The organism is Kitasatospora brasiliensis (assembly GCF_032654805.1).
In the GTDB taxonomy this organism is placed as follows: domain Bacteria; phylum Actinomycetota; class Actinomycetes; order Streptomycetales; family Streptomycetaceae; genus Kitasatospora; species Kitasatospora brasiliensis.
Genome location: NZ_JAUOOW010000002.1, coordinates 906,035 through 928,724 on the forward strand (window position 1 = coordinate 906,035; position 22,690 = coordinate 928,724).

Sequence of the window (22,690 nt, forward strand, 5' to 3'; positions counted from 1 at the left end):
GATGCCGCGCAGTCTCAAGAAGGGCCCCTTCATCGACGGCCACCTCATCAAGAAGGTGGACGCTCAGAACGAGGCGGGTACTCAGAACGTCATCAAGACCTGGTCCCGTCGTTCCGTGATCTCCCCGAGCATGCTCGGTCACACGATCGCGGTTCACGATGGCCGTAAGCACGTCCCGGTGTTCGTCACCGAGTCGATGGTCGGCCACAAGCTCGGCGAGTTCGCTCCGACCCGCACCTTCCGTGGCCACGTGAAGGAAGACCGGAAGTCGAAGCGCCGCTAATTGGCCCAACGTGGCCTCCGGGCCACGGGCTGAGCTTGCGCGCCAAGAAGACTCAATGACTTACTCCATTAAGGGGACAACCATGGAAGCCAGGGCACAGGCGCGGTACATCCGCGTGACGCCCATGAAGGCCCGCCGCGTGGTGGACCTCATCCGTGGCATGAATGCCACGGAGGCCCAGGCCGTCCTGCGTTTCGCTCCGCAGGCAGCCACCGTGCCGGTCGGCAAGGTGCTCGACAGCGCCATTGCCAACGCCGCGCACAACTACAACCACTCCAACGTGGACGACCTCTACATCTCCGAGGCGTACGTTGACGAGGGCCCGACCCTGAAGCGGTTCCGTCCGCGTGCCCAGGGCCGCGCCTACCGGATCCGCAAGCGGACCAGCCACATCACCGTGGTCGTCAGCAGCAAGGAAGGGACCCGGTAATGGGCCAGAAGGTTAACCCGCACGGGTTCCGCCTCGGCATCAGCACGGACTTCAAGTCCCGTTGGTACGCCGACAAGCTGTACAAGGACTACGTCAAGGAAGACGTCGCCATCCGTCGTCTCATGACGAAGGGCATGGAGCGCGCCGGCATCTCCAAGGTCGAGATCGAGCGCACCCGTGACCGCGTCCGCGTGGACATCCACACCGCCCGCCCGGGCATCGTGATCGGTCGCCGCGGCGCGGAGGCCGACAAGATCCGGGGCAACCTGGAGAAGCTGACCGGCAAGCAGGTCCAGCTGAACATCCTTGAGGTCAAGAACCCCGAGCTGGACGCCCAGCTCGTGGCTCAGGGCGTCGCGGAGCAGCTGTCCTCCCGTGTCTCCTTCCGTCGTGCCATGCGCAAGTCGATGCAGGGCACCATGAAGTCCGGCGCCAAGGGCATCAAGGTCCAGTGCTCCGGTCGTCTCGGCGGCGCCGAGATGAGCCGTTCGGAGTTCTACCGCGAGGGTCGCGTGCCGCTGCACACCCTGCGTGCGAACGTCGACTACGGCTTCTTCGAGGCCAAGACCACCTTCGGCCGCATCGGCGTGAAGGTCTGGATCTACAAGGGCGACGTCAAGAACATCGCCGAGGTCCGCGCTGAGAACGCCGCTGCCCGCTCGGGTAACCGCCCGGCCCGTCCCGAGGGTGGTCGTCCCGCCCGCGGTGGCGAGCGCCGTGGTGGCGAGCGCGGTGGCCGTGGCCGTCGTCCCGCCGCTGCCGAGGCCCCCGCGGCCCCGGCCGCCGAGGCTCCGGCTGCTGAGAACACCGGAACGGAGGCCTGACCCCAATGCTGATCCCCCGTCGGGTCAAGCACCGCAAGCAGCACCACCCGAAGCGCCGCGGCGCTGCCAAGGGTGGCACCGAGCTGGCGTTCGGCCAGTTCGGCATCCAGGCCGTGACCCCGGCCTACGTGACGAACCGTCAGATCGAGTCCGCTCGTATCGCGATCACCCGTCACATCCGTCGTGGCGGCAAGGTCTGGATCAACATCTACCCGGACCGCCCGCTCACCAAGAAGCCGGCCGAGACCCGCATGGGTTCCGGTAAGGGTTCGCCGGAGTGGTGGATCGCGAACGTGCACCCGGGTCGGGTCATGTTCGAGCTGTCGTACCCGAACGAGAAGATTGCTCGCGAGGCGCTCACCCGTGCCGCGCACAAGCTTCCGATGAAGTGCCGGATCGTCCGGCGCGAGGACGGTGAAAGCTGATGTCGGCCGCTATCAAGGCTGCTGAGCTTCGTCAGCTGGACAACGAGGCCCTCGTTGCCAAGCTCCGCGAGGCCAAGGAGGAGCTGTTCAACCTCCGCTTCCAGGCGGCGACCGGGCAGCTCGACAACCACGGACGGCTCAAGCTGGTCCGTAAGGACATCGCGCGGATCTACACCCTGATGCGCGAGCGCGAGCTGGGCATCGAGACGGTGGAGAACGCCTGATGACTGAGAACACCAACGAGACGCGCGGTTTCCGCAAGACCCGTGAGGGTCTCGTCGTCAGCGACAAGATGGACAAGACCGTCGTCGTCGCCGTCGAGGACCGCGTCAAGCACGCTCTGTACGGCAAGGTCATTCGCCGTACGAACAAGCTGAAGGCGCACGACGAGCAGAACGCGTGCGGCGTGGGCGACCGGGTTCTCCTCGCGGAGACCCGCCCGCTGTCCGCGACGAAGCGCTGGCGCGTCGTCGAGATCCTCGAGAAGGCCAAGTAACGAAGCCGATGTGGTACGGCCGTATGTGCAGCGGGTCCCGATGGGACGCCGATGTGAGCAGCGGCCGGCCCGTCGACTCTCGTTGACGATCAGGAGAAAGCTGTGATCCAGCAGGAGTCGCGACTGCGTGTCGCCGACAACACTGGTGCCAAGGAGATCCTTTGCATCCGTGTTCTCGGTGGCTCCGGTCGCCGCTACGCCGGTATCGGGGACGTCATCGTCGCCACCGTCAAGGACGCGATCCCCGGTGGTTCGGTGAAGAAGGGTGACGTCGTCAAGTGCGTCGTCGTCCGCACCGTCAAGGAGCGTCGTCGTCCGGATGGCTCGTACATCCGTTTCGACGAGAACGCTGCGGTCGTTCTGAAGAACACCGACGGTGACCCCCGTGGTACGCGCATCTTCGGCCCGGTGGGCCGCGAGCTGCGCGACAAGAAGTTCATGAAGATCATCTCGCTGGCGCCGGAGGTGCTCTGACCCATGGCGAACAGCATGAAGATCAAGAAGGGTGACCTGGTTCAGGTCATCACCGGCAAGGACAAGGGCAAGCAGGGCAAGGTCATCCAGGCCATGCCGGCTGAGAACAAGGTCCTCGTCGAGGGTGTCAACCGGGTCAAGAAGCACACCAAGCCGGGTCCGGGTACCCAGGGTGGCATCGTGACCGTCGAGGCCCCGGTGCACGTCTCCAACGTCCAGCTGGTCGTGGAGAAGGACGGCAAGAAGGTCGTCACCCGCGTCGGCTACCGCTTCGACGACCAGGGCAACAAGATTCGCGTTGCCAAGCGAACCGGTGAGGACATCTGATGTCTGAGACGTCTGTTGAGAAGGTGGCCCCCCGCCTCAAGGAGCGTTACAACTCCGAGATCAAGGGCCAGCTGCACGAGCAGTTCAAGTACGAGAACGTCATGCTGATCCCCGGCCTGGTCAAGGTCGTGGTCAACATGGGTGTCGGCGAGGCTGCCCGTGACAGCAAGCTGATCGAGGGCGCGATCCGCGACCTGACCGCGATCACCGGTCAGAAGCCGGCCGTGACCAAGGCTCGCAAGTCCATCGCGCAGTTCAAGCTGCGCGAGGGCCAGCCGATCGGCACCCACGTCACCCTCCGCGGTGACCGCATGTGGGAGTTCCTGGACCGTCTGGTGTCGCTGGCCCTGCCGCGTATCCGTGACTTCCGTGGCCTCTCCCCGAAGCAGTTCGACGGCCGTGGCAACTACACCTTCGGTCTGACCGAGCAGGTTATGTTCCACGAGATCGACCAGGACAAGGTCGACCGTCAGCGCGGTATGGACATCACCGTCGTGACCACCGCTCAGACCGACGACGAGGGCCGGGCGCTCCTGCGCGCTCTGGGCTTCCCGTTCAAGGAGGCGTGAGCCAATGGCGAAGAAGTCCCTCATCGCGAAGTCCGAGCGCAAGCCGAAGTTCGGCGTCCGGGCCTACACCCGGTGCCAGCGCTGCGGCCGTCCGCACTCGGTGTACCGCAAGTTCGGCCTGTGCCGTGTCTGCCTCCGTGAGATGGCGCACCGCGGCGAGCTGCCGGGCGTGACCAAGAGCTCCTGGTAATCCAGGCGCTTTAGGCACGCAGCGACGTAGAGGTGCCCGATCCCACACCGGTCCGTTTTGGGCCTACCGTACGGTTCCCGTAAGGTTGTGGGGTCGGGCCCCCTGCCGCGGCTTCCCCATGGATGCCCGTGGTCCTCTTCTGGGAGGGCTCGCACCCAGTCTTACTACGTCGTAGGTCCCCTGCGCTTGTGCCCCTGACGAACTCGCGAGAGTGCGAAAGGGGGACCTGGTGCGGAGAAACCACGGCGAGAGAGGCCTGAGGCCATCATGACCATGACCGACCCCATCGCAGACATGCTCACGCGTCTGCGTAACGCGAACTCGGCGTACCACGACTCTGTCGCGATGCCGTCGAGCAAGATCAAGGCGCACGTCGCCCAGATCCTCCAGCAGGAGGGGTACATCTCCTCCTACAAGGTTGAGGAGCCCGCTGAGGGCGAGGTCGGCAAGAAGCTGACCATCGAGCTCAAGTTCGGCCCCAACCGTGAGCGCTCCATCGCCGGCATCAAGCGCATCAGCAAGCCGGGTCTGCGCGTTTACGCAAAGTCCACCAACCTGCCGAAGGTTCTCGGCGGCCTGGGCGTGGCGATCATCTCCACGTCGTCCGGCCTCCTGACCGACAAGCAGGCCGCCAAGAAGGGCGTAGGCGGAGAAGTTCTCGCCTACGTCTGGTAATTCGGGAAACGGAGGTACAGCAATGTCGCGCATTGGACGGCTGCCCATCCAGGTCCCCGCTGGCGTGGACGTCACCATCGATGGCCAGGCGGTCTCGGTGAAGGGCCCGAAGGGCTCGCTCACCCACGTCGTCGCCGAGCCGATCGAGATCGGCAAGGGCGAGGACGGCACCGTGCTCGTCACCCGCCCCAACGACGAGCGTCGCTCTAAGGCCCTGCACGGCCTGACCCGCACGCTGGTGGCGAACATGATCACCGGTGTGACCCAGGGCTACCGCAAGTCGCTGGAGATCAGCGGTGTTGGTTACCGTGTGAACGCGAAGGGCTCCGACATGGAGTTCTCGCTCGGCTACAGCCACCCGATCCTGGTCTCTGCGCCGGAGGGCATCTCCTTCGTCGTCGAGTCGCCCACCAAGTTCCACGTGGACGGCATCGACAAGCAGAAGGTCGGCGAGGTCGCCGCGAACATCCGCAAGCTGCGCAAGCCCGACCCGTACAAGGCCAAGGGCGTCAAGTACGCGGGCGAGGTCATCCGCCGCAAGGTCGGAAAGAGTGGTAAGTAAGCGATGAGCGTCTCTGTCAAGATCGGCAAGGGCAACGCCTACAAGAGCGCCGCTCGCAAGCGCCGCGCGATCCGCGTTCGCAAGCGCGTCGTCGGCACCGTGGCGCGTCCGCGCCTCGTCGTGACGCGCTCGAACCGTCACATGGTCGCCCAGGTCATCGACGACGCGCAGGGTCACACCCTGGCGTCGGCGTCCACCCTCGACGTGTCCATCAAGGGCACCGAGGGCGACAAGACCGAGCTGGCCAAGAAGGTCGGGAGCCTGGTCGCCGAGCGCGCCAAGGCCGCCGGCATCGAGTCGGTCGTCTTCGACCGCGCGGGCAACCGGTACGCCGGCCGCATCGCCGCCCTGGCGGACGCGGCTCGCGAGGCCGGGCTCGACTTCTAAGCCGCTCGTCGACTCTGTCGACGGACGTAAACGAGAGAGGTAATTCCAATGGCTGGACCCCAGCGCCGCGAAGGCGGCGCCGGTCGCGGCACGGGTGGCGAGCGGCGCGACCGTAAGCGTGACGGTCAGGGCAACGCCCCGGCTGTCGAGAAGACCGCTTACGTCGAGCGCGTCGTCGCGATCAACCGTGTCGCCAAGGTTGTCAAGGGTGGCCGTCGCTTCAGCTTCACCGCGCTCGTCGTGGTGGGCGATGGCGAGGGCACCGTGGGTGTCGGTTACGGCAAGGCGAAGGAGGTTCCGGCCGCCATCGCCAAGGGTGTTGAGGAGGCCAAGAAGAACTTCTTCAAGGTCCCCCGTATCCAGGGCACCATCCCGCACCCGATCCAGGGTGAGAAGGCCGCCGGCGTCGTGCTGCTGAAGCCCGCCGCCCCCGGTACCGGTGTTATCGCCGGTGGTCCGGTGCGCGCCGTCCTGGAGTGCGCCGGCATCCACGACATCCTGTCGAAGTCGCTCGGCTCGGACAACGCGATCAACATCGTGCACGCCACCGTGGTGGCTCTGAAGGGCCTCGTTCGCCCCGAGGAGATCGCCGCCCGTCGTGGTCTGCCGCTGGAGGACGTGGCCCCCGCCGCTCTGCTGCGGGCGCGTGCTGCTGGGGTGAGCGCCTGATGGCTCGCCTGAAGATCACGCAGACCAAGTCGTACATCGGCAGCAAGCAGAATCACCGTGACACCCTGCGTTCGCTTGGTCTCAAGCGCATGCACGACGTCGTGGTGAAGGAGGACCGTCCCGAGATCCGCGGGATGGCCCAGACGGTCCGTCACCTGGTGACGGTTGAGGAGGTGGACTGATCATGGGCGACAACCCGATCAAGATCCACAACCTGCGGCCCGCCCCGGGTGCCAAGACCGACAAGATCCGTGTGGGTCGTGGTGAGGGCTCCAAGGGTAAGACCGCTGGTCGTGGTACCAAGGGCACCAAGGCCCGCTACCAGGTTCCGCAGCGCTTCGAGGGTGGCCAGATGCCGCTCCACATGCGTCTGCCGAAGCTGAAGGGCTTCAAGAACCCGTTCAAGATCACGTTCCAGGTTGTCAACCTGGACAAGCTGGCCGAGCTCTACCCGCAGGGTGGAGAGGTCACGGTCGAGGACCTGGTCGCCAAGGGCGCCGTTCGCAAGAACTCCCTCGTCAAGGTGCTCGGCACCGGCGAGGTCTCGGTCGCCCTCCAGGTGACGGTCGACGCCGTCTCCGGTTCGGCCGCCGAGAAGATCAAGGCTGCCGGCGGTACGGTCACCGAGCTCGTCTGAGCCCGCTGACTCCGGCTTACGAGCCCCGCACCTCCTTCGGGAGGTGCGGGGCTCGTTCCGTTTCCGGAGCCGTCCTTTTTCGAGGGCCGCTTTCGAGGCCCGCGGCCGTGTCGGCGCTCGTTCTTTTGTGTGGCAAAACCGGGCATCCCGTACCCCATGCGTGGGGGAGCGGCGGTACACGCTTCTTCGGAGTGGCCGCGCACTGTTAGAGTCCGTGGAGTTCCCTTGTAGGCTGCGCGTAGGCTCGCCTGTGCCATCTGTACGGGAACCCGAACCGCAAACTCCCCATTCAGGACCGACCCTCCCGCCGACGACGCGCGGGAGGCGCAGGAGGCACCGTGCTCAGTGCGTTCGCGCGGGCGTTCCAGACGCCCGACCTGCGCAAGAAGCTGCTGTTCACGCTGGGCATCATGGTGCTGTTCCGGCTGGGCTCGCACATTCCGATCCCGGGCGTGAGTTTCACGGCCGTGAACGAGTGTGTGAAGGACACGAAGAACAGTGGCCTCTTCGGACTCGTCAACCTGTTCAGCGGGGGCGCGCTCCTCCAGCTGACGATTTTCGCCCTCGGCATCATGCCGTACATCACGGCGAGCATCATCCTCCAGCTCCTCACCGTCGTGATCCCGCGACTGGAGATGCTGAAGAAGGAGGGACAGGCCGGCCAGGCGAAGATCACCCAGTACACCCGGTACCTGACCATCGCGCTCGCCGTGCTCCAGGGCACCGGCATCGTGGCGACGGCCTCCAGCGGCGCGCTGTTCTCCGGCTGCCCGCTGGCCAACCAGATCGTCCCGGACACCGGCGTGTTCCGGATCGCCGTCATGGTGCTCACGATGACCGCCGGCACCACGGTCATCATGTGGCTGGGCGAGCTGATCACCGACCGCGGCATCGGCAACGGCATGTCGCTGCTGATCTTCACCTCGATCGCCGCGCAGTTCCCCTCCAGCATGTGGAACATCAAGACCACCGGCACCATCGGTGGCGGTTGGGTCGAGTTCCTCTCGGTGATCGCGGTCGGCGTCATCGTCGTGATGCTGGTGATCTTCGTCGAGCAGGCGCAGCGCCGGATCCCGGTCCAGTACGCGAAGCGGATGATCGGCCGCCGGGCCTTCGGCGGCACGTCGACCTACATCCCGCTCAAGGTGAACCAGGCCGGTGTCATCCCGGTCATCTTCGCCTCGTCGCTGCTGTACATCCCGGCCCTGGTGGTCCAGCTGACCAACAGCCAGGCGGGCTGGGCGACGTGGATCCGGACGAACTTCGTCAAGGGTGACCACCCGATCTACATGGCCACCTACTTCCTGCTGATCGTCTTCTTCGCCTTCTTCTACGTCGCCATCTCCTTCAACCCCGAAGAAGTTGCCGACAACATGAAGAAGTATGGTGGGTTCATCCCGGGCATCCGGGCCGGCCGACCGACGGCCGAGTACCTGAACTACGTGCTGACCCGAATCACGTGGCCGGGTTCGCTCTACCTGGGCCTGATCGCGTTGATCCCGATGATCGCCCTGGTCGCCTTCGGACAGCAGACCAACTTCCCGTTCGGCGGCACCAGCGTGCTCATCGTCGTCGGCGTCGGACTCGAAACTGTGAAGCAGATCGAGAGCCAGCTCCAGCAGCGCAATTACGAAGGGTTCCTCCGCTGATGCGTATCGTCCTCGTTGGTCCTCCCGGGGCCGGGAAGGGTACTCAGGCGCACTTGCTCGCCAAGACCCTGTCCATTCCCCACATCTCCACCGGCGACCTTTTCCGCGCCAACATCGGCCAGGGCACCCCGCTGGGGCTTGAGGCCAAGAGCTACATGGACGCGGGCCGGCTGGTGCCGGACGAGGTCACCATCGGGATGGCCAAGGACCGGATGCTCCAGGAGGACGCCGCCCACGGCTTCCTGCTCGACGGCTTCCCGCGCAACCTGGGCCAGGCGAAGGCGCTGGACGAGTTCCTCGCCGAGCAGGGCATCAAGCTGGACGGCGTGCTGGACCTGGAGGTCCCCGAGGACGAGGTCGTCAAGCGGATCGCGGGCCGTCGCCTGTGCCGCAAGGACGGCAGCCACGTCTTCCACGTCGCCTACAACCCGCCGAAGGCCGAGGGCGTCTGCGACGAGTGCGGCGGCGAGCTGTACCAGCGCTCGGACGACACCGAGGAGGCCGTGCGGGTGCGCCTGGAGGTCTACCACACGGAGACCGAGCCGATCATCGACTACTACGTGCAGCAGGGCCTGCTGGTGACGATCCCGGCCCTCGGCAAGGTGGACGAGGTCACCGCCCGAGCGATCGAGGCGCTGAAGCAGGAGAGCTGAGCTCTCGGCGAACGTACGAACGGTACGGCCGGGTCGCCCGCCCAGTGCGGGTGGCCCGGCCGTTTCGGCGTCGTACGGTGGTAAGCAGTGGTAATCCGGACTTGGAAGGCGTGACCAGATGGTGGAGATCAAGACCCCCGAGCAGATCGCGAAGATGCGAGCGGCCGGGCTGGTCGTCGCCGAGGCCCTCAAGGCCTGCCGTGAGGCGGTCGTCCCGGGGGTGACCACCCAGGAGCTCAACGACATCGCGGACAAGGTCATCACCGACCACGGTGCCACCTCGAACTTCCGCGCCCACCACGGCGGGCTCTGGTTCCCGGGTGTGATCTGCGCCTCGGTGAACAACGAGGTCGTGCACGGCATCCCCGGCGACCGGGTGCTCCAGGAGGGCGACGTCATCTCGATCGACTGCGGCGCCATCCTGGACGGCTGGCACGGCGACTCGGCGATCACCGTGGCGGTCGGCGAGGTCAGCCCGGAGGTCGAGATGCTGAGCCGGGTGACCGAGGGCTCGATGTGGGCCGGCATCGCCCAGATGAAGAAGAACAACCGCCTGGTGGACGTCTCCAAGGCGATCGAGGGCTACATCCGCCGCCAGCCGCTGCCGCCCAAGGGCAAGTGGGGCATCACCGAGGGCTACGGCGGCCACGGCATCGGCACCGCGATGCACATGGAGCCGCACGTGCTGAACTACGTCGAGCGCGGCCGCGGCAAGGGTCCGAAGCTCGTCCCCGGCACCGTGCTGGCGATCGAGCCGATGGTCTCGCTCGGCACCCCGCACACCACCGTGCTGGAGGACGACTGGACGGTCGTCACCAACGACGGCACCTGGGCCTCGCACTGGGAGCACTCGGTGGCCGTCACCGAGCAGGGCCCGCTGGTGCTGACCGCCTTCGACGGCGGCAAGGCGGAGTTGGCCAAGCTGGGCATCACCGCAGCTCCGGACCCCCTCGCGTAGTCGCGAAGGCGTCCGAAAGCCGCTGCTGACAAGGGATCAGGGCCCTGGAGGTTTGGACCTCCAGGGCTTTTGTCCTATTTTTATCCGCTGGCAGGGTCAGCAGTGGCACACACGAGCGAGCAGGAGACAGCACGTGCTCAAGGGATTCCGCGACTTCATGATGCGCGGCAACGTCGTCGACATGGCGGTCGGTGTCGTCATCGGTGCCGCGTTCACCGCGGTGGTGACCGGGTTCGTGTCCGCCTTCCTCACCCCGCTGGTGGGTGTGGTGGTCGGTGCGGCCGGTGACTTCAGCTCGTACCAGGCGACCATCGCCGGGGTCACCTTCCCCTACGGCCAGTTCCTCAACGTGGTCATCGCCTTCCTGATGACCGCCGCGGTGCTGTACTTCTGCGTGGTGCTGCCGATCACCAAGGCGACCGCGCGCTACATGCCGCAGAAGCCGAAGACGCCGAAGCGCCCCTGCCCGGAGTGCCTGACCGAGATTCCGCTGGCCGCCCGCCGCTGCTCGGCCTGCACCGCCCACGTCGAGCCGCAGACGGCCTCCGCCGGGGCCTGAGGCCACCGGTGTGACGGTGGCCGCTTTCCGGGACCCCGGTTTTGGTGGGGGGCTCGCGCTGGCGTAGGATGGACCGTCGGCTCACTCGTAGCGTGCTTCAGCACGCCCTCTTCCCTTCGGGGGTGGGGTGAACCCAGGTTCGCACGAGCGTTCCGCATACGGTAGCCGGTCCCGGAAGGTGGATCTCGCAGTTCATGGCTAAGAAGCAAGGCGCCATTGAGATCGAGGGCACCGTGATCGAGTCTCTTCCGAACGCGATGTTCAAGGTCGAGCTGCAGAACGGTCACAAGGTCCTCGCGCACATCAGTGGCAAGATGCGCATGCACTACATCCGCATCCTGCCGGACGACCGGGTCGTCGTGGAGCTCAGCCCCTACGACCTCACGCGCGGCCGGATCGTCTACCGCTACAAGTAAGAACGTCAGATCTAGACCCGGAGAACCTGAAACATGAAGGTCAAGCCGAGCGTCAAGAAGATCTGCGACAAGTGCAAGGTGATCCGCCGTCACGGCCGGGTCATGGTGATCTGCGACAACCTGCGCCACAAGCAGCGCCAGGGCTGACGCTCTCCAGCATTTCTCGTAGTACTTCGCGCGACGCGAAAACGTCATAAGCGGGCTACCCGATCCGTCCCCCGCGGACGGACTGCCGCCCCCGGCGCAGAGGCCGGGGCTCCCTCACCGTGAGGTGTTGGAGTAGGTAGCACGCAAGACCTCTGAAGAACCACAGGAGCCTTGAATGGCACGCCTCGCCGGCGTTGATCTCCCCCGTGAGAAGCGGATCGAGATCGCCCTCACCTACGTGTACGGCATCGGCCGTACCCGCGCCCAGCAGACCCTGGCCGAGACCGGTGTCAACCCGGACGTTCGCGTCCGTGACATCACCGAGGACGACCTGGTCAAGCTGAGCCAGTACATCGACGCCAACTACACGGTCGAGGGTGACCTCCGCCGTGAGGTGGCCGCCGACATCCGCCGCAAGGTCGAGATCGGCTGCTACGAGGGTCTGCGTCACCGCCGTGGCCTGCCGGTCCGCGGCCAGCGCACCCACACCAACGCGCGTACCCGCAAGGGCCCGCGTCGCGCGATCGCCGGTAAGAAGAAGCCGGGCAAGAAGTAGTCCGTCCCGTAACCGGACATCCCTCCGGCCCGCGGGTCAGCGGACCGACCACCTCAGTAGGAGAACAGACTTATGCCCCCCAAGGGTCGTCAGGCTGCCGGCGCGAAGAAGATCCGCCGCAAGGAAAAGAAGAACGTCGCTCACGGCCACGCGCACATCAAGAGCACGTTCAACAACACCATCGTTTCGATCACCGACCCGTCGGGCAACGTGATCTCCTGGGCCTCCGCCGGCCACGTCGGCTTCAAGGGCTCGCGCAAGTCCACCCCGTTCGCCGCGCAGATGGCCGCCGAGGCCGCTGCCCGTCGCGCGCAGGAGCACGGCATGCGCAAGGTTGACGTCTTCGTCAAGGGTCCGGGCTCCGGCCGCGAGACCGCGATCCGCTCGCTCCAGGCCACCGGCCTGGAGGTCGGCTCGATCCAGGACGTCACCCCCACCCCGCACAACGGCTGCCGTCCGCCGAAGCGCCGCCGCGTCTGACGCAGCGCCTTCGGGCACGCAGCACCTGCTGTAAACCTCGTACGGGGTCCTGCTTCTTCGCGGGACCCCGTACGCTTGGTCCTGTCGGCATCAAATAGTGGGTGCCGAAACCAACTGGAGGAACCTCCCCATGCTTATCGCTCAGCGTCCTTCGCTGACCGAAGAGGTCGTCGACGAGTTCCGCTCGCGGTTCGTGATCGAGCCGCTGGAGCCGGGCTTCGGCTACACCCTCGGCAACTCCCTGCGCCGCACGCTCCTGTCGTCGATCCCGGGTGCCGCTGTCACCAGCATCCGCATCGACGGCGTCCTGCACGAGTTCACCACCGTGCCGGGCGTCAAGGAGGACGTGACCGACCTCATCCTCAACATCAAGCAGCTGGTCGTCTCCTCGGAGCACGACGAGCCGGTCGTGATGTACCTGCGCAAGCAGGGCCCGGGTGTCGTCACCGCCGCCGACATCGCCCCGCCGGCGGGTGTCGAGGTGCACAACCCGGAGCTGGTCCTCGCCACGCTGAACGGCAAGGGCAAGCTGGAGATGGAGCTGACCGTCGAGCGCGGTCGCGGCTACGTCTCCGCCGTCCAGAACAAGGCCTCCGGCCAGGAGATCGGCCGCATCCCGGTCGACTCGATCTACAGCCCCGTGCTGAAGGTCACCTACAAGGTCGAGGCCACCCGTGTCGAGCAGCGGACCGACTTCGACAAGCTGATCGTCGACGTCGAGACCAAGCCCGCCATGCGTCCGCGTGACGCCATGGCCTCGGCCGGCAAGACCCTGGTCGAGCTGTTCGGTCTCGCCCGCGAGCTGAACATCGACGCCGAGGGCATCGACATGGGCCCGTCCCCGACGGACGCCGCCCTGGCCGCCGACCTGGCGCTGCCGATCGAGGAGCTGGAACTCACCGTCCGCTCCTACAACTGCCTCAAGCGCGAGGGCATCCACACCGTGGGTGAGCTCGTCGCCCGCTCCGAGGCCGACCTGCTCGACATCCGCAACTTCGGTGCGAAGTCGATCGACGAGGTCAAGGCGAAGCTGGCCGGCATGGGCCTGGCCCTCAAGGACAGCCCGCCCGGGTTCGACCCGACCGCTGCCGCCGACGCCTTCGGCGCCGACGACCTCGACGACTCGCACTTCGCCGAGACCGAGCAGTACTAAGAGAATTGGCCGCGGGGGCGGTTCCACGGAGCCGCCCCCGTCGTCGTGAAAGTCGTGCGGGCACCGTGCCCGTACGCCCGCTGCGGTACCTGGTACGGCCGCAGTCGGAGATTCAAGGAGTAATTCCATGCCGCGTCCCACCAAGGGTGCCCGCCTGGGCGGTGGCCCGCACCACGAGCCGCTGCTGCTCGCCGGCCTGTGCCGTGAGCTGTTCCAGTACGGCCGCATCACCACGACCGAGGCCAAGGCCCGTCGGATGCGCCCGCTGGCGGAGAAGCTGATCACCAAGGCGAAGAAGGGCGACATCCACAACCGTCGCCTGGTGCGCAAGACCATCACCGACATCTCGGTGCTGCACACCCTCTTCACCGAGATCGCGCCGCGCTACGAGAACCGCCCGGGTGGCTACACCCGCATCACCAAGATCGGTCCCCGTCGTGGCGACAACGCCCCGATGGCCGTGATCGAGCTGGTCGAGGCGCTGACCGTCGCGCAGACCGCCGTCGGCGAGGCCGAGGCCGCCACCAAGCGTGCCGTCAAGGAGGCCGACGCCAAGGTCGAGGCCACCGAGGCCGAGGCCGCCGAGCAGGCCTGACACCGCTAGGTGTGTTGCGGGCCCGCTCTCCCATCCGTGGGGGAGCGGGCCCGTTCCTCATGTCCAGGGAGTGAAGAGCAGTGGTCAACGATTGCGCCGAGCAGCCGCCGGTGAAGGACGGCCCGGCCGACGGGTACGTCCGGGTCCGGCTGGACCTCGCCTACCAGGGCGCCGAGTTCTCCGGCTGGGCCCGCCAGAAGGGCGGCCGCCGGACGGTCCAGGAGGAGATCGAGACCGCGCTCCAGATCGTCACCCGCAGCCCGGAGCTGTTCCCGCTGACCGTGGCCGGCCGCACCGACGCCGGGGTGCACGCCCGCGGCCAGGTCGCCCACGTCGACCTGCCGGCCGAGCTGTGGGAGGCGCACCGGGAGAAGCTGCTGCGCCGGCTGGCCGGCCGGCTGCCCGGGGACGTCCGGATCTACCGGGTCGGCGAGGCGCCGGCCGGGTTCGACGCCCGCTTCTCGGCGATCTGGCGCCGCTACGCGTACCGGGTCGCCGACCACCCCGGCGGGGTGGACCCGCTGCTGCGCGGCCACGTGCTCTGGCACGACCGCCCGCTGGACGTGGAGAAGATGAACGCGGCGGCGAAGCTGCTGCTCGGCGAGCACGACTTCGCCGCGTACTGCAAGAAGCGCGAGGGGGCCACCACCATCCGCACCCTGCTGGAGCTCCACTGGGACCGCGTCCCGGTGGACACCTACGCCGCCCAGGAGGGCTCGCTCGCGGTCGCCACCGTCCGGGCCGACGCCTTCTGCCACAACATGGTCCGGGCGCTGGTCGGCGCGATGCTGCTGGTCGGCGACGGGCACCGGCCGGTGGAGTTCCCCGGCGAGGTGCTGGCCGGCGGGGTGCGCAACTCCGCCGTCAACGTGATCCGGCCGTACGGGCTCACGCTGGAGGAGGTCGGCTACCCGCCGGACGACCAGCTGGCCGAACGCAACCGCGCGGCCCGGCGGATGCGCACCCTGCCCGGGCAGCCGGCCGCCGACGGGTAATCCGTTTTGGCCCGGCGCGTCCGCTTGGGACAATCCCTCCCATGGGACACGTCGAAATTTCACACCTGGAGTACTACCTTCCTGACGGGCGGGTGCTGTTCGACGACGCGTCCTTCCGGGTCGGCGAAGGTGCCGCGGTCGCCCTGGTCGGTGCCAACGGGGCCGGCAAGACCACCCTGCTGAGGATGATCGCGGGGGACCTCCAGCCGCACGGCGGCTCGGTGACGATCAGCGGCGGGCTCGGCGTGATGCGCCAGTTCGTCGGCACCACCGGCCGCGAGGACCAGCAGTCCACCCCCGGCGCGCTGCCGGCCGACGCCTCGGTGCGCGACCTGCTGGTCTCCGTCGCCCCGGAGCGGATCGCCAAGGCGGCCCGCGCGGTGGACGCCGCCGAGCTGGCGATGATCGCCCAGGACGACGAGAAGACCCAGATGGCCTACGCCCAGTCCCTCTCGGACTGGGCCGACGTCGGCGGCTACGACTACGAGACCGACTGGGACGTCTGCACCATGGCGGCCCTGGGGATGCCCTTCGACAAGGCCCAGTGGCGCGGCCTGAACACCCTCTCCGGCGGCGAGCAGAAGCGGCTGGTGCTGGAGGCGCTGCTGCGCGGCCCCGAAGAGGTGCTGCTGCTCGACGAGCCCGACAACTACCTGGACGTCCCGGCCAAGCGCTGGCTGGAGGAGGCGATCAAGGCCACCTCGAAGACCGTCCTGTACATCTCGCACGACCGCGAGCTGCTCTCCAAGACCGCCGACAAGATCATCTCGGTGGAGTCCGGTGCGGCCGGCAGCAGCGTCTGGGTGCACGGCGGCGGCTTCGACTCCTTCCACGAGGCCCGCAAGGACCGCTTCGCGCGCTTCGAGGAGCTGGGCCGGCGCTGGGACGAGGAGCACGCCAAGCTCAAGAAGCTGGTCGTCACCCTGCGCCAGGCCGCGGCCGTCAGCCACGCCCTGGCCACCCGCTACGCCGCCGCCCAGACCCGGCTGAAGAAGTTCGAGGAGGCCGGGCGGCCGGAGGAGCCCCCGCGCGAGCAGAGCATCACCATGCGGCTCAAGGGCGGCCGCACCGGGATGCGCTCCTTCACCCTGGAGCAGCTGGAGCTCACCGGCCTGATGCGGCCCTTCGACCTGGAGGTCTTCTACGGCGAGCGGGTCGCGGTGCTGGGCGCCAACGGCGCCGGCAAGTCGCACCTGCTGCGGCTGCTGGCCGGCGACGAGACGGTCGCCCACAGCGGTTCCTGGAAGCTCGGCGCCCGGGTCGTGCCCGGCCACTTCCGGCAGACCCACGCCCACCCGGAGCTGTTCGGCCGCACCGTGCGCTCGATCGTGGAGGAGGAGCACGCGCTCAGCCGCGGCGCCGCGATGGGCGCGCTGCGCCGGTACGAGCTGGACCGCCAGGAGGAGCAGAAGTTCGAGTCGCTGTCCGGCGGGCAGCAGGCCCGGCTGATGATCCTCAAGCTGGAACTCTCCGGGGTGACGGCCCTGCTGCTCGACGAGCCGACCGACAACCTGGACCTGGAGAGCGCCGAGGCGCTCCAGGCCGGGCTGGAGGCCTTCGAGGGCACCGTGCTGTGCGTCACCCACGACCGTTGGTTCGCCAAGACCTTCGACCGCTTCCTGGTGTTCGGCGCGGACGGCAAGGTGTTCGAGGCGCCGGAGCCGGTCTGGGACGTGACCCGGGTGGAGCGCGAACGCTGAGTGACGGCCCGGAGGGTTCCCGGCGATTTTTGACCGCTTCGGGCCGTGCCGGTAACCTGGACGCTTGATGTGCGTATTGGCTCGCTCTTTCTCACGTGAGAGGTCGGTACGCCGGAGACATCAGGTCGTCGACCAGCGGTCCCCCTTGAATTGCGTCCAAGGATGGCCAGACTGCTCTTCCGTCCAGGTGCTCCTGTCAGGACTCACTCACTGAAAAGCGAAGGCTACGACCGTGCGTACGTACAGCCCCAAGCCCGGCGACGTCCAGCGTCAGTGGCACGTCATCGACGCGACCGACGTCGTGCTCGGCCGCCTGGCTTCCCAGGCCGCCAACCTCCTCCGGGGTAAGCACAAGGCGATCTACGCGCCGCACGTTGACACTGGTGACTTCGTCATCATCATCAACGCGGACAAGGTGCACCTGTCGGGTAACAAGAAGACCCAGAAGCTGGCCTACCGCCACAGCGGTTTCCCGGGCGGTCTCCGCTCGGTCCGCTACGACGACCTCCTGGAGAAGAACCCGGAGAAGGCCGTCGAGAAGGCCATCAAGGGCATGATCCCCAAGAACAGCCTGGGCCGCCAGATGCTCTCGAAGCTGAAGGTCTACTCGGGCGACCAGCACCCGCACGCTGCCCAGCAGCCGGTGCCGTTCGAGATCACCCAGGTCGCGCAGTAATTCGGCCACCAAGCCCCCCAACACTGAAAAGAGCTGAGGAACATCGTGGCCGAGACCACTGAAACCCTTGAGGTCGACTTCGACGAGACCGTCGAGGGCGAGTACACCTCCGAGGAGAGCTACACCTCCGAGTCCCTGGCCGGCCGCTTCGGCGAGGCCGTCCCGGGCGCCGGCCTTGGCCGCCGCAAGGAGGCGATCGCCCGCGTGCGCATCGTCCCCGGCACCGGCCAGTGGAAGATCAACGGTCGCACCCTTGAGGGCTACTTCCCCAACAAGGTGCACCAGCAGACCGTGAACGAGCCCTTCAAGCTCCTGGAGCTGGACGGCCGTTACGACGTCGTCGCCCGCATCAGCGGTGGCGGCGTCTCCGGCCAGGCCTACGCGCTGCGCCTCGGCGTCGCCCGTGCCCTGAACGAGGCCGACGTGGACAACAACCGCGGCGCGCTGAAGAAGGCCGGCTTCCTGACCCGTGACGCCCGCGCCGTCGAGCGCAAGAAGGCCGGTCTCAAGAAGGCCCGCAAGGCGCCGCAGTACAGCAAGCGCTAATCGCCTCCCCGGGGGTGCGGTCCGCCCTGGCGGCGCACCCCCTGGTTGCGCGAAAAACCGTCGCCCCGGAGTACCTCGCGTACTCCGGGGCGACGTGTTCCCCGGCTTCTGTGCGGCGGCCGGGACTATCGGTTGGTTCCGAGCAGTGGTGATGGAGGACGGGACAGTGGGACGACTCTTCGGTACGGACGGCGTGCGCGGGGTGGCCAACGAGGGCCTGACGGCGGAGCTGGCGCTCGGGCTGTCGGTCGCGGCGGCCCATGTGCTCGGCGAAGCCGGCGCCTTCGACGGCCACCGGCCGGTCGCGGTGGTCGGCCGGGACCCGCGCGCCTCGGGCGAGTTCCTGGAAGCCGCCGTCATCGCCGGTCTGGCGAGTGCCGGTGTCGACGTCCTGCGGGTCGGCGTCCTGCCCACCCCGGCCGTGGCCTACCTCACCGGCGCGCTCGGCGCCGACTTCGGCGTGATGCTGTCCGCCAGTCACAACGCCATGCCGGACAACGGCATCAAGTTCCTCGCCCGCGGCGGCCACAAGCTGGACGACCGGATCGAGGACGCGATCGAGACCCACTACCGCAAGCACACCCTCGGCGACGAGGACTGGAACCGTCCGACCGGCGCGGCCGTCGGCCGGGTGCGCGAGTACACCGAGGGCTTCGACAAGTACGTCGCCCACCTGATCGGCGTCCTGCCCAACCGCCTGGACGGCATCAAGGTCGTCATCGACGGCGCCCACGGCGCGGCCGCCTACGTCGCCCCCGAGGCCTTCGCCCGGGCCGGCGCCGAGGTCGTCCACACCCTGGGGGCCGAGCCCACCGGCCTCAACATCAACGACGGCGTCGGCTCCACCCACCTGGACCGGCTGCGGGTCGCGATGAAGGAGCACCGCGCCGACCTCGGCATCGCCCTGGACGGCGACGCCGACCGCTGCCTGGCCGCCGACGCCGAGGGCAACGAGGTGGACGGCGACCAGATCATCGCCATCCTCGCGGTCGCCATGAAGGAGGCCGGCACCCTGCGCCGCAACACCGCGGTGGCCACCGTGATGTCCAACCTCGGCTTCAAGCTGGCGATGGAGCGCGAGGGCATCGAGCTGGTGGAGACCGCCGTCGGCGACCGCTACGTGCTGGAGGCGATGAAGGAGCAGGGCTTCGCGCTGGGCGGCGAGCAGTCCGGCCACGTCATCCTGCTGGACCACGCCACCACCGGCGACGGCACCCTGACCGGCCTGATGCTGGGCGCCCGACTGGCCGCCACCAAGCAGCCGCTGGCCGACCTCGCCACCGTGATGACCCGGCTGCCGCAGGTGCTGGTCAACGTCAAGGGCGTCGACAAGTCCCGGGTGAAGACCAGCACCGAGCTGGCCGCCGCCGTCGCCGAGGCCGAGGCCGAGCTGGGCTCCACCGGCCGGGTGCTGCTGCGCCCCTCGGGCACCGAGCCGCTGGTCCGGGTGATGGTCGAGGCCGCCGACCCGGCGCAGGCCGAGGCGGTCGCGCAGAAGCTGGCCGAGGCGGTGCGCACCCACCTGGGCTGAGCCCGGAACGCACAGGAGGGCCCCCGCCGGTGCGGCGGGGGCCCTCCTCGTCGTGCGGTTCCCCGGTGTGGTGTCAGAGCTTGCGCAGCAGGGCGCGGCGGACCTTGTGGTCCGGGCCCTTCTGCAGGATCAGGGTGGCCCGGCCGCGGGTCGGCAGCACGTTCTCCAGCAGATTGGGCTTGTTGATGGTGCGCCAGACCTGCCGGCCGTACTCCATCGCCTCCTCCTCCGGCACCTCGGTGAAGCGGCGGAAGTAGGAGTTCGGGTCCTGGAAGGCGGTCTGCCGCAGCTTGCGGAAGCGGTCCAGGTACCAGTGCTCGATGTCGTCGGTGCGGGCGTCGACGTAGATCGAGAAGTCGAAGTAGTCGGCCACCGCGAGGCGGGTGCGGCCGTCGGTGCCGGGCAGGGCCGGCTGGAGCACGTTCAGGCCCTCGACGATCAGGATGTCCGGACGCTCCACGGTCAGCCGCTGGTCCGGGACGATGTCGTACACCAGGTGCGAGTAGACCGGCGCGCTGACCCTGTCCTTGCCGGCCTTCACGTCCGCCACGAAGCGCGTCAGCGCCCGGCGGTCGTACGACTCGGGGAAGCCCTTGCGGGCCATCAGGCCGCGGCGGCGCAGCTCGGCGTTGGGGAGCAGGAAGCCGTCGGTGGTGACCAGTTCGACCCGGGGGTGCTCGGGCCAGCGGGCGAGCAGCTCCTGGAGCAGGCGGGCGGTGGTGGACTTCCCGACCGCGACCGAGCCGGCCACCCCGATGATGAAGGGGGTGCGGGTGCGCTCGGTGTCCGGGGTGTCCAGGAAGGTGCCCAGGGTGCCGCGCAGTTCGTGCGTGGCGTGGATGTACAGGTTCAGCAGCCGTGACAGCGGGAGGTAGACGTCGCGGACCTCGTCCAGGTCCAGGGCGGTGCCCAGGCCGCGGAGTTGCTCCACCTCCTCGGCGGTCAGCGGCAGCGGCGTACGCTCGCGCAGCGCGCTCCACTCGGCCCTGCTGAGGTCCACGTAGGGGGACGGTGACGGGCCGGGCGTGGCGGCGCCCCGCGGACAGAGTTCGGTCAGCACATGCTCCATTGTGAGCCGTAGCGGCGTTCACGGTCGTTGTGGTGTCGGTCACGCAGCGTTCCCGCGCGGCGGGAAAACGGCCACAGAACCGCCCTTATGCTGGCACGCATGTGCGGAATTGTTGGATACGTGGGCGCACAGTCCGCCCTCGACGTAGTAATCGCAGGCTTGCAGCGGCTGGAGTACCGGGGTTACGACTCGGCCGGTGTCGCGGTGCAGGTGCAGGGCTCCGACGGGCAGTGGAGCCTGGCCACCGACAAGCGGGCGGGCAAGCTCGCGAACCTGGAGAAGTCGCTCGCCGAGGCCCCTCTGCCCGGCGGCACCACCGGCATCGGCCACACCCGCTGGGCCACCCACGGCGGCCCGACGGACGCCAACGCCCACCCCCACCTGGACGACCACCAGCGGGTCGCCGTGGTGCACAACGGCATCATCGAGAACTTCGCGCAGCTGCGCGCCGAGATCGCCGAGCGCGGCCACACCCTCCGCTCCGAGACCGACACCGAGGTCGTCGCCCACCTGCTGGGCGAGGCCTACGCGGGCGACCTCGCCGAGGCGATGCGGGTGGTCTGCCGTCAGCTGGAGGGCGCCTTCACCCTGGTGGCCGTGCACGCCGACGCGCCCGACGTGGTCGTCGGCGCCCGCCGCAACTCGCCGCTGGTGGTCGGCCGCGGCGAGGGCGAGAACTTCCTCGCCTCCGACGTCGCCGCCTTCATCGCGCACACCCGCGAGGCGATCGAGCTGGGCCAGGACCAGGTGGTCGAGCTGCGCCGCGAGGGCGTGACCGTCACCAACTTCGACGGCACCCCGGCCGACGTGCGCGAGTACCACGTCGACTGGGACGCCTCCGCCGCCGAGAAGGGCGGCTACGACTACTTCATGCTCAAGGAGATCGCCGAGCAGCCGAAGGCCGTCGCCGACACCCTGCTCGGCCGGATCGGCACCGACGGCCGGCTGACCCTGGACGAGCTGCGGATCTCCGACGCCGACCTGCGCTCGGTCGACAAGGTCGTGATCGTCGCCTGCGGTACGGCCTTCCACGCCGGCATGATCGCCAAGTACGCGATCGAGCACTGGACCCGCATCCCCTGCGAGGTCGAGGTCGCCTCGGAGTTCCGCTACCGCGACCCGATCATGGGTCCGGGCACGCTGGTCATCGCCATCTCGCAGTCCGGCGAGACCATGGACACCCTGATGGCGCTGCGGCACGCCCGCGAGCAGGGTGCCAAGGTGCTGGCGATCTGCAACACCAACGGCTCCACCATCCCGCGCGAGTCGGACGCGGTGCTGTACACCCACGCCGGCCCGGAGGTCGCGGTCGCCTCCACCAAGGCGTTCCTGACCCAGCTGGTCGCCTGCTACCTGGTCGCCCTGTACCTGGGCCAGGTGCGCGGCACCAAGTGGGGCGACGAGATCTTCGCCGTCATCAAGGAGCTCGGCGACGCGCCGAAGCAGGTCGAGCAGGTCCTGGAGACCATGGAGCCGGTGCGCGAGCTGGCCCGCTCGCTGGCCGACGCCCGTTCGGTGCTGTTCCTCGGCCGCCACGTCGGCTTCCCGGTGGCCCTGGAGGGCGCGCTCAAGCTCAAGGAGCTGGCGTACATGCACGCCGAGGGCTTCGCGGCGGGCGAGCTCAAGCACGGTCCGATCGCGCTGATCGAGGAGGGGCTGCCGGTCGTGGTGGTCGTGCCCTCGCCGCGCGGGCGGTCGATCCTGCACGACAAGATCGTCTCCAACATCCAGGAGATCCGGGCCCGTGGCGCCCGCACGATCGTGATCGCCGAGGAGGGCGACGAGGCCGTCGTCCCGTACGCGGACCACCTGATCCGCATCCCGGCCACCCCGGTCCTGCTCCAGCCGCTGGTCTCCACCGTCCCGCTCCAGGTCTTCGCCTGCGAGCTGGCCACGGCCAAGGGCCACGAGGTCGACCAGCCGCGCAACCTGGCGAAGTCGGTCACCGTCGAGTAAGGCTCGTCGAGGCGCCCCTGCGGTGGCTGTGCCCTACCGCAGGGGCGCCGTCGTGCGCTCTTCCGGCTAGCGTCGGCGGTAGCCGACTGCTGAAGGAGCCCCG

General features: G+C 68.1%; 33 protein-coding genes. 32 read left to right on the forward strand and 1 reads right to left on the reverse strand.

Annotation, left to right across the window (positions count from 1 at the left end; genetic code table 11):
- Position 1 precedes the first annotated feature (1 nt).
- The 31 genes from rpsS to glmM all read left to right on the forward strand — a co-directional run bounded on the left by rpsS (position 2) and on the right by glmM (position 19,562).
- Positions 2 to 283: a 30S ribosomal protein S19 gene (rpsS, locus tag QWJ13_RS11960; RefSeq protein ID WP_030280772.1), complete on the forward strand. Its 282-nt coding sequence runs from the start codon at positions 2 to 4 to the stop codon at positions 281 to 283.
- Between the two features lie 82 nt (positions 284 to 365).
- A complete protein-coding gene (gene rplV, locus QWJ13_RS11965; protein ID WP_030280773.1) occupies positions 366 to 713 on the forward strand; it encodes a 50S ribosomal protein L22 in 348 nt (115 codons plus the stop codon).
- Positions 713 to 1,537 (forward strand): 30S ribosomal protein S3, encoded by an 825-nt coding sequence (rpsC, locus tag QWJ13_RS11970; RefSeq protein ID WP_316523504.1) that lies wholly within the window; start codon positions 713 to 715, stop codon positions 1,535 to 1,537. Before rplV ends, rpsC begins: the two co-directional genes overlap by 1 nt.
- 5 nt (positions 1,538 to 1,542) lie before the next feature.
- The gene (rplP, locus tag QWJ13_RS11975) at positions 1,543 to 1,962 is read left to right on the forward strand and encodes a 50S ribosomal protein L16 (protein ID WP_030457415.1); all 420 of its coding nucleotides are present in this window, start codon (positions 1,543 to 1,545) and stop codon (positions 1,960 to 1,962) included.
- Positions 1,962 to 2,186, forward strand: coding sequence for a 50S ribosomal protein L29 (gene rpmC, locus QWJ13_RS11980; protein WP_316523505.1), 225 nt, complete (start codon positions 1,962 to 1,964; stop codon positions 2,184 to 2,186). The genes rplP and rpmC overlap by 1 nt, the downstream gene beginning before the upstream one ends.
- Positions 2,186 to 2,458: a 30S ribosomal protein S17 gene (rpsQ, locus tag QWJ13_RS11985; RefSeq protein WP_030280777.1), complete on the forward strand. Its 273-nt coding sequence runs from the start codon at positions 2,186 to 2,188 to the stop codon at positions 2,456 to 2,458. The genes rpmC and rpsQ overlap by 1 nt, the downstream gene beginning before the upstream one ends.
- 102 nt (positions 2,459 to 2,560) lie before the next feature.
- Complete coding sequence (rplN, locus tag QWJ13_RS11990; protein WP_030300391.1) at positions 2,561 to 2,932, forward strand: 50S ribosomal protein L14; 372 nt, start codon at positions 2,561 to 2,563, stop codon at positions 2,930 to 2,932.
- A 15-nt stretch (positions 2,933 to 2,947) separates the two neighbouring features.
- Entirely contained in the window at positions 2,948 to 3,259 is a 312-nt protein-coding gene (rplX, locus tag QWJ13_RS11995; RefSeq protein ID WP_030263484.1) for a 50S ribosomal protein L24, read from the forward strand.
- The gene (gene rplE / locus QWJ13_RS12000) at positions 3,259 to 3,828 is read left to right on the forward strand and encodes a 50S ribosomal protein L5 (protein WP_316523506.1); all 570 of its coding nucleotides are present in this window, start codon (positions 3,259 to 3,261) and stop codon (positions 3,826 to 3,828) included. The genes rplX and rplE overlap by 1 nt, the downstream gene beginning before the upstream one ends.
- Positions 3,829 to 3,832: 4 nt before the next feature.
- On the forward strand, positions 3,833 to 4,018 hold the full coding sequence (locus tag QWJ13_RS12005) for a type Z 30S ribosomal protein S14 (protein WP_030055830.1): 186 nt from the start codon (positions 3,833 to 3,835) through the stop codon (positions 4,016 to 4,018).
- A 267-nt stretch (positions 4,019 to 4,285) separates the two neighbouring features.
- A complete protein-coding gene (gene rpsH / locus QWJ13_RS12010) occupies positions 4,286 to 4,693 on the forward strand; it encodes a 30S ribosomal protein S8 (protein WP_316523507.1) in 408 nt (135 codons plus the stop codon).
- 22 nt (positions 4,694 to 4,715) lie between these two features.
- Complete coding sequence (rplF, locus tag QWJ13_RS12015; RefSeq protein ID WP_316523508.1) at positions 4,716 to 5,255, forward strand: 50S ribosomal protein L6; 540 nt, start codon at positions 4,716 to 4,718, stop codon at positions 5,253 to 5,255.
- Positions 5,256 to 5,258: 3 nt separating this feature from the next.
- A complete protein-coding gene (rplR, locus tag QWJ13_RS12020; protein WP_316523509.1) occupies positions 5,259 to 5,642 on the forward strand; it encodes a 50S ribosomal protein L18 in 384 nt (127 codons plus the stop codon).
- 48 nt (positions 5,643 to 5,690) lie between these two features.
- Positions 5,691 to 6,311, forward strand: coding sequence for a 30S ribosomal protein S5 (gene rpsE, locus QWJ13_RS12025; RefSeq protein WP_316523510.1), 621 nt, complete (start codon positions 5,691 to 5,693; stop codon positions 6,309 to 6,311).
- Positions 6,311 to 6,493, forward strand: coding sequence for a 50S ribosomal protein L30 (gene rpmD / locus QWJ13_RS12030; protein WP_030251557.1), 183 nt, complete (start codon positions 6,311 to 6,313; stop codon positions 6,491 to 6,493). Before rpsE ends, rpmD begins: the two co-directional genes overlap by 1 nt.
- A 2-nt stretch (positions 6,494 to 6,495) precedes the next feature.
- Positions 6,496 to 6,948 carry a 50S ribosomal protein L15 gene (rplO, locus tag QWJ13_RS12035; RefSeq protein WP_030280790.1) on the forward strand — a complete coding sequence of 151 codons (453 nt, stop codon included), beginning with the start codon at positions 6,496 to 6,498 and terminating at the stop codon, positions 6,946 to 6,948.
- Positions 6,949 to 7,286: 338 nt separating this feature from the next.
- Positions 7,287 to 8,597: a preprotein translocase subunit SecY gene (gene secY, locus QWJ13_RS12040; protein ID WP_316523511.1), complete on the forward strand. Its 1,311-nt coding sequence runs from the start codon at positions 7,287 to 7,289 to the stop codon at positions 8,595 to 8,597.
- A complete protein-coding gene (locus QWJ13_RS12045) occupies positions 8,597 to 9,250 on the forward strand; it encodes an adenylate kinase (RefSeq protein ID WP_316523512.1) in 654 nt (217 codons plus the stop codon). The genes secY and QWJ13_RS12045 overlap by 1 nt, the downstream gene beginning before the upstream one ends.
- A gap of 118 nt (positions 9,251 to 9,368) precedes the next feature.
- Positions 9,369 to 10,208: a type I methionyl aminopeptidase gene (gene map / locus QWJ13_RS12050; protein ID WP_316523513.1), complete on the forward strand. Its 840-nt coding sequence runs from the start codon at positions 9,369 to 9,371 to the stop codon at positions 10,206 to 10,208.
- A gap of 133 nt (positions 10,209 to 10,341) precedes the next feature.
- On the forward strand, positions 10,342 to 10,767 hold the full coding sequence (gene mscL, locus QWJ13_RS12055; RefSeq protein ID WP_316523514.1) for a large conductance mechanosensitive channel protein MscL: 426 nt from the start codon (positions 10,342 to 10,344) through the stop codon (positions 10,765 to 10,767).
- A 194-nt stretch (positions 10,768 to 10,961) separates the two neighbouring features.
- Complete coding sequence (infA, locus tag QWJ13_RS12060) at positions 10,962 to 11,183, forward strand: translation initiation factor IF-1 (RefSeq protein ID WP_003956442.1); 222 nt, start codon at positions 10,962 to 10,964, stop codon at positions 11,181 to 11,183.
- 33 nt (positions 11,184 to 11,216) lie between these two features.
- Positions 11,217 to 11,330 (forward strand): 50S ribosomal protein L36, encoded by a 114-nt coding sequence (gene rpmJ, locus QWJ13_RS12065; RefSeq protein WP_003956441.1) that lies wholly within the window; start codon positions 11,217 to 11,219, stop codon positions 11,328 to 11,330.
- A gap of 175 nt (positions 11,331 to 11,505) precedes the next feature.
- Positions 11,506 to 11,886, forward strand: a complete 381-nt coding sequence (gene rpsM / locus QWJ13_RS12070) for a 30S ribosomal protein S13 (RefSeq protein ID WP_316523629.1) — start codon at positions 11,506 to 11,508, stop codon at positions 11,884 to 11,886.
- Positions 11,887 to 11,958: 72 nt separating this feature from the next.
- Complete coding sequence (gene rpsK / locus QWJ13_RS12075) at positions 11,959 to 12,366, forward strand: 30S ribosomal protein S11 (RefSeq protein WP_014136257.1); 408 nt, start codon at positions 11,959 to 11,961, stop codon at positions 12,364 to 12,366.
- Between the two features lie 130 nt (positions 12,367 to 12,496).
- Complete coding sequence (locus QWJ13_RS12080; RefSeq protein WP_049649049.1) at positions 12,497 to 13,519, forward strand: DNA-directed RNA polymerase subunit alpha; 1,023 nt, start codon at positions 12,497 to 12,499, stop codon at positions 13,517 to 13,519.
- 127 nt (positions 13,520 to 13,646) lie between these two features.
- Complete coding sequence (gene rplQ / locus QWJ13_RS12085; RefSeq protein ID WP_316523633.1) at positions 13,647 to 14,114, forward strand: 50S ribosomal protein L17; 468 nt, start codon at positions 13,647 to 13,649, stop codon at positions 14,112 to 14,114.
- Positions 14,115 to 14,194: 80 nt separating this feature from the next.
- A complete protein-coding gene (gene truA / locus QWJ13_RS12090; protein ID WP_316523635.1) occupies positions 14,195 to 15,109 on the forward strand; it encodes a tRNA pseudouridine(38-40) synthase TruA in 915 nt (304 codons plus the stop codon).
- Between the two features lie 41 nt (positions 15,110 to 15,150).
- Positions 15,151 to 16,809: an ABC-F family ATP-binding cassette domain-containing protein gene (locus tag QWJ13_RS12095; RefSeq protein WP_316523637.1), complete on the forward strand. Its 1,659-nt coding sequence runs from the start codon at positions 15,151 to 15,153 to the stop codon at positions 16,807 to 16,809.
- Positions 16,810 to 17,041: 232 nt separating this feature from the next.
- A complete protein-coding gene (gene rplM, locus QWJ13_RS12100; protein WP_045305876.1) occupies positions 17,042 to 17,485 on the forward strand; it encodes a 50S ribosomal protein L13 in 444 nt (147 codons plus the stop codon).
- A 45-nt stretch (positions 17,486 to 17,530) separates the two neighbouring features.
- The gene (gene rpsI, locus QWJ13_RS12105) at positions 17,531 to 18,031 is read left to right on the forward strand and encodes a 30S ribosomal protein S9 (RefSeq protein WP_316523640.1); all 501 of its coding nucleotides are present in this window, start codon (positions 17,531 to 17,533) and stop codon (positions 18,029 to 18,031) included.
- Between the two features lie 166 nt (positions 18,032 to 18,197).
- On the forward strand, positions 18,198 to 19,562 hold the full coding sequence (glmM, locus tag QWJ13_RS12110) for a phosphoglucosamine mutase (protein ID WP_316523642.1): 1,365 nt from the start codon (positions 18,198 to 18,200) through the stop codon (positions 19,560 to 19,562).
- 73 nt (positions 19,563 to 19,635) lie between these two features.
- Here the strand turns inward: glmM and coaA are convergent, their stop codons facing one another.
- Complete coding sequence (gene coaA / locus QWJ13_RS12115; RefSeq protein WP_316523644.1) at positions 19,636 to 20,631, reverse strand: type I pantothenate kinase; 996 nt, start codon at positions 20,629 to 20,631, stop codon at positions 19,636 to 19,638.
- Positions 20,632 to 20,730: 99 nt separating this feature from the next.
- On the opposite strand from coaA, the gene glmS reads away from it, so the two are divergent.
- Entirely contained in the window at positions 20,731 to 22,587 is a 1,857-nt protein-coding gene (glmS, locus tag QWJ13_RS12120; RefSeq protein ID WP_316523646.1) for a glutamine--fructose-6-phosphate transaminase (isomerizing), read from the forward strand.
- Positions 22,588 to 22,690: the final 103 nt, after the last annotated feature.